We start from the raw sequence: 5,362 nt of genomic DNA, 5'->3' as shown, positions 1-5,362 counted from the left end.
CACCGCCTTCCGGAGAGACCGGGATGAACTGCTTGGCCGAGTCGACCGGGAATTTGGCCGTGCTGTTGATCCCCGTGTCGGACAGCAGCCGCAGCGCGTCGGGTCCGGAGATGAACAGGTTGACCATGTGGTGCGTCTGGTCGAACAGGACGGCGGTCTCGTTCCAGGAGTTCACCTCCCGGCGCCAGTTCGTGAACTCGGCCGGTACGACCGGGTATATGTAGGCCCCGAGCTGTGAGTTCCGGAGCATTTCCACCGTGTTGCCGGCCTGATCCAGCACTTGCTGCAGGTTCTTCGCGCTCATGTAACCCGCCGCTCCCTTCAGAGTCTGTGTTCGTCTGCTGTGACGTGCTCGACGCCGAGTTCGGCGAGCTTTGCGCGCAGGCCATGACGGTCGAGGCCGAGTTCCCCTGCGCGAATCGCGACAGTAGGCCTGTTCCCCGGGACTCGATTCATGGCACGACATCTCCTTCGACTGCCGGGCATCTTCTGAACGACTTTAGAAGCGCCCGGACGTTGTCACGAGGTCGCCGAGACCGGTCTGAACTACGTCATTGGACGTAGGCGCCACGGGACAGGTCGCCCTGCTCCGCCGGACGGGCGAGAGGTTCACTGATCCCAGGTGCCCAGTGTGTGTTGGCCGGCCGGCCAAAGCGGGCCGGGTGGCTCGGTCATTTGTCGCGGTCAAGTCGGTCTCGATGCCGGACGCATCACGGGTAGCCACTCAGCTCTACTGGCTATGGGGCCGCCACGTGACTCGCACCGCAGATCGTGATGGCCGGCTCGTATCTTCCGGGGTCTAGGAGATTCTCGTGACCGTTGATCAGGAGACCGGCGCCAACGGGCGCAGGCGTCCCCAGCTCGCCGCCCTCGTGAGCAATATGAGCTACGAGGTCATGCCGTTCGCGAGCACCGAAGGCGACGTCCTCGCCGACGTGCCGACATCGATCCGGTTGACCGTCACGACGACGGAGCGCAGAGGCCTCGCGGCGACGCTGGAGCTCACCGAGCGCCTGCTCCGGCACGGCTATACGGTCGCACCGCATCTGTCGGCGCGGTTGTTCGTGGACCAGGCTCATGTGGACGACGTGGTCGCGCGGATGCGTGAGAACGGAGTGAGATCCGTTTTCGTCATCGGCGGTGACGCCCCCACCCCGGCCGGTCCCTTCGCCGATGCCTACTCACTGCTTCAGGCGATGGAACAGACCGGCCATCCTTTCGACGAGATCGGGATCGGCGGATACCCCGAGGGGCATGCCAGCATCTCCCAGGAAGCGCTCGATCTTGCGTTGAAGCAGAAGGCGTCGGTGGCCACTCACGTGGTCACGCAGATCTGCTTCGACGCCAAGACGACCGCGACATGGGCCGACGGGATCGCGGCCTCGGACGTCGACCTTCCGGTCTACGTCGGGATGCCGGGGCCGGTGAACAGACAGAAGCTCATGCGCATCTCTGCCGGCCTGGGACTCGGTCAGTCGGCACGGTTCCTCCGCAAACAGCAGAGCGTGCTGTGGCGGTTTCTCCTGCCCGGAGGCTACAACCCGACGAGGTTCGCCAAACGGCTGGGCAGCGCGGTCGGCAACACTCCTACCAACATCCACGGGTTACATGTCTTCACCTTCAACGAGCTCCGCAAGACCGAGGCCTGGCGGCGACGGCTGCTGGCTTCGGTCATCGGGGAGGATGATCTTCATGACTGAGCAGAACCATCAGCGGGACCACGGTCGGCTGATCGTGCAGGGCGCGGACCAGCCAGGCATCGTCGCGAGCGTGTCACGTGTCCTCGCCGAGCAGGGTGCCAACATCGTGGCGCTCGACCAGTCCTCGAGCGACCCCGAAGGGGGCAGATTCTTCCAGCGCACCGTCTTTCACCTGCAGGACCTGTCCGCACGTTTCGACGAGCTGAACGAATCGCTGAAAGTGAAGCTGGGCGAAGAGCTGGGGCTCGCCTTCCGCCTCGTCGAGGCGAAGCGACACAAACGGGTCGCCATCCTCGTGTCGCGGACGGACCACTGCCTGCTCGACCTGCTCTGGCGACAGCGGCGTGGCGAACTCTCCATGACCGTACCGATGGTGGTGTCCAACCATGCCGAGCTCGGCGAGGAGGTGCGGCGTTTCGACATCCCGTACTTCCACGTTCCCGTGGACAAGGAGAAGAAGGCCGCCGCCGAGAAGGAACAGCTGAATCTTCTCAAGGGCAATGTCGATCTGCTCATCCTGGCCCGCTATATGCAGATCCTCTCCGGCGATTTCCTCGAGGAGCTGGGTGTCCCGGTCATCAACATCCACCATTCGTTCCTGCCGGCCTTCATGGGCGCCGGCCCCTACCAGCGGGCGAAGGAACGCGGTGTGAAGCTGATCGGAGCGACTGCCCACTATGTGACCGAGGACCTCGACGAGGGACCGATCATCGAGCAGGACGTCATCCGCGTCTCACATCGGGAGTCGGCCCAGGACCTGCAGCGTAAGGGCGCCGACGTCGAACGGACTGTGTTGTCTCGCGCGGTGGCCTGGCATTGCGACGACCGGGTCATCCGGGACGGCAACACCACCGTCGTGTTCTAGGAAGCTCAGTGAAAGGGAAAACCATGCTCGACACCGACGAGCAACCAACGGGTTCACAGACCAAGGCACGCGACGACTACCTGCTCGACGTCGAGCACACCCGGCAAGGGTACGCCCTGAACCAGATGTGCGGGTCGTTGATACGTGCCGAGAACCGCGCCCGGTTCAGCGAGAACGAAGCCAGGTACTGCGACGAGTTCGGCCTCTCGCCCGAGCAGAAGCAGGCCGTCCTCGAACGTGACTGGACCGCGATGATGAACCTCGGCGGTTCCATCTTCTACACGTTCAAGCTCGCCACGCTGGACAAGAAGTCCATGCAGTACCTCGGCGGTGTGTTCACCGGAATGTCGACGGAGCAGTTCACCGAGGCCCTGCGATCAGGAGGACGGAGATTTGGCTAACGTCATCTGGGGCCTCGCCACATCGCACGTGCCATCGATCGGTGCCGCGATGGACAACGGCAAGACTGAGGACCCCTATTGGAAGCCATTGTTCGATGGCTACGCACCCGCCCGGAAATGGATGGCCGAGCATCCGCCGGACGTCGCAGTGATCGTGTACAACGACCATGCCAACGCCATCGGCATGGACCTCGTCCCCACGTTCGCGATCGGCACCGCCGACTCGTACGACGTCGCCGATGAGGGGTGGGGGCGGCGACAGGTACCACCGGTCGTCGGTGCGCCGCAGCTGAGCGAGCACCTTGTCCGTGAGCTGGTGGATTCGTCCTTCGACATCGCGACGGCCAACCGGCTCGATGTCGACCACGGGCTCACGGTGCCGCTGTCGGTGTACTGTTCCGAGCCGGGCGAGGCGTGGCCCTGCACAGTCGTGCCGGTCCTCGTCAACGTCATCCAGTCCCCCCAGCCGACCGCCGCGCGCTGCTACGAGTTCGGCAAGGCCATCGGGCAGGCGATCAGATCCTTCCCGCAGGACTCGAAGGTGGCCGTGTTCGGGACGGGCGGAATGTCGCACCAGCTGGCCGGCGCCCGAGCGGGCTTGATCAACGAGCAGTTCGACCGCTGGTTCCTGAAGAAGATCGAGAACGATCCCGAGGCACTGGCGGCGCTGACCCGCGAGGACTACGTTCGGGAGGCAGGCACCGAGGGTATCGAGATGATCATGTGGCTGGTGATGCGTGGCGCGATGAGCACGAACATCTCCCGGGTCCACGACGCGTACCATGTGCCCGCGTCCAATACGGCGGCCGCCCTCGCCCTGTTCGATGATCTTGGCGACCGCCCCGAGACGGCAACGTAAGGCCGAGATCGCAATGTAAGCATGGGCATCGACAGAGAGGTGGATTGCCATGACTGACGTCGTCAACGCGTCCTCACAGGTAAGGACGGGACTGTTCATCGGGGGTAAGGCACGGGAGACCGCGGACACCCTGGCTGTGGCGGATCCGGGTAAGCCGGACCGCGTGGTCGGGTACGCGGCAGCCGCGTCGGAGGCTGACGTCGCGGATGCGGTGTCATCGGCAAAGCAAGCGTTCCCGGACTGGTCCGCGTTGACGGCGGTGGAGCGGGCCCGGGTGATGGCAGAGGCCATCGAGGGCATCGAGGAGGACCGGGACACCGACGCGGCGATCCTGTCTCAGGAGAACGGCAAGATCGTCCACGAGGCGTGGGTGGATGCGCTCGTGTTCCAGATCCGGTGGCAGCTGGCGCTGGCCCTGGCCGAGCAGGTCGACACGGGGAAAGTTCTGGAGCCGGCGCCGGGTATCCCGGTCACCACCCAGGTGCGTTACCAACCGCTCGGTGTCGTCACCGTCATCGTGCCGTTCAACTGGCCGATCGCCATCCTCGGTGCGTCGTTGCCACACGCGCTGCTCGCCGGGAACACCGCGATCGTCAAGCCACCGCCCACCACGCCGCTTGCCACCACACGCGTCGTGCAGCGTGTGGCCGAGGCGCTGCCTCCGGGCGTGCTCAACGTCGTCACCGGGCGCGACGAGAACATGTCCGGTTTGATCCGGAACACCGACGTCGCCAAGGTCTGCTTCACCGGCTCCGTGGGCGGCGGCAAGAAGATCATGGAAATGGCCTCGCAGTCCCTCACCCGGGTCACGCTCGAGCTCGGCGGCAACGATCCCGCCGTCATCCTCGCCGACGCAACCTTGGATGACATCCACCTCGACCGGCTCTTCGCCGCGATTTACGACACCACCGGGCAGATCTGCATGAACACGAAGCGTGTCTACGCGCATCGCTCCCGGCTGCAGGATGTCGTCGATGGGCTCGCCGCCCGGTTGGAACGCACCGTCATCGGTTACGGACTTGACGAAGGCACCACCATGGGACCGCTGCACTCTCCCGCTCAGAAAGCATTCGTCGAGGAGCTCATCCAGGAGGCACGCGACGCTGGGGCGGACGTCCGCCAGTTCGGCCGGCTCCCTGCCGACGACGAGCGGGCGGCCGGCAACTACCTCCGGCCCGCCATCGTCGTCGACCCCGACCCACACCTGAGGGTGGTCACCGAAGAACAGTTCGGACCTGTCATCCCGGTCATCCCGTTCGACACCGATGACGAGGCCATCCAGCGTGCCAACGACACCTGGGCCGGCCTGGGCGCATCCGTCTGGAGTTCCGACGAGAACCGCGCCCAGAACCTTGCCGCTCGGATCGCCGCAGGCTACGTGTGGGTCAACGACCACGGCGCCACCCGGCTCGACCTGCGCGCACCCTTCGGCGGCATGAAGCAGTCCGGCTTCGGACGCGAGCAGGGAATCGAAGGCATCCGTGCATTCCAGGACACCCATTCAACCGCCACACTCGACGAGCAAGCTCTCGAGAAC

The 5,362-nt window shown here is 64.9% G+C and carries 5 protein-coding genes and 1 pseudogene; 5 read left to right on the top strand and 1 reads right to left on the bottom strand.

Annotation, left to right across the window (positions count from 1 at the left end; translation table 11 throughout):
* Positions 1-304: pseudogene (locus ELR45_RS39990) on the bottom strand (aminomethyl transferase family protein); the annotation flags it as partial.
* Positions 305-812: 508 nt separating this feature from the next.
* Here ELR45_RS39990 and ELR45_RS32705 point away from each other — a divergent pair.
* The 5 genes from ELR45_RS32705 to ELR45_RS39985 all read left to right on the top strand — a co-directional run.
* A complete protein-coding gene (locus ELR45_RS32705) occupies positions 813-1,700 on the top strand; it encodes a methylenetetrahydrofolate reductase (protein ID WP_205857734.1) in 888 nt (295 codons plus the stop codon).
* Positions 1,693-2,565 carry a formyltetrahydrofolate deformylase gene (gene purU / locus ELR45_RS32700; protein WP_129670015.1) on the top strand — a complete coding sequence of 291 codons (873 nt, stop codon included), beginning with the start codon at positions 1,693-1,695 and terminating at the stop codon, positions 2,563-2,565. The genes ELR45_RS32705 and purU overlap by 8 nt, the downstream gene beginning before the upstream one ends.
* A 23-nt stretch (positions 2,566-2,588) precedes the next feature.
* Positions 2,589-2,966: a protocatechuate 3,4-dioxygenase gene (locus tag ELR45_RS32695; protein WP_129670033.1), complete on the top strand. Its 378-nt coding sequence runs from the start codon at positions 2,589-2,591 to the stop codon at positions 2,964-2,966.
* Positions 2,959-3,825 carry a class III extradiol dioxygenase subunit beta gene (locus ELR45_RS32690; protein WP_129670014.1) on the top strand — a complete coding sequence of 289 codons (867 nt, stop codon included), beginning with the start codon at positions 2,959-2,961 and terminating at the stop codon, positions 3,823-3,825. The genes ELR45_RS32695 and ELR45_RS32690 overlap by 8 nt, the downstream gene beginning before the upstream one ends.
* Before the next feature lie 49 nt (positions 3,826-3,874).
* The coding region (locus ELR45_RS39985) for an aldehyde dehydrogenase family protein (RefSeq protein ID WP_205857731.1) at positions 3,875-5,362 on the top strand (1,488 nt) is incomplete at its 3' end.

The organism is Phytoactinopolyspora endophytica (genome assembly GCF_004138495.1).
In the GTDB taxonomy this organism is placed as follows: domain Bacteria; phylum Actinomycetota; class Actinomycetes; order Jiangellales; family Jiangellaceae; genus Phytoactinopolyspora; species Phytoactinopolyspora endophytica.
This window is presented reverse-complemented; position numbering and strand designations above follow the sequence as displayed.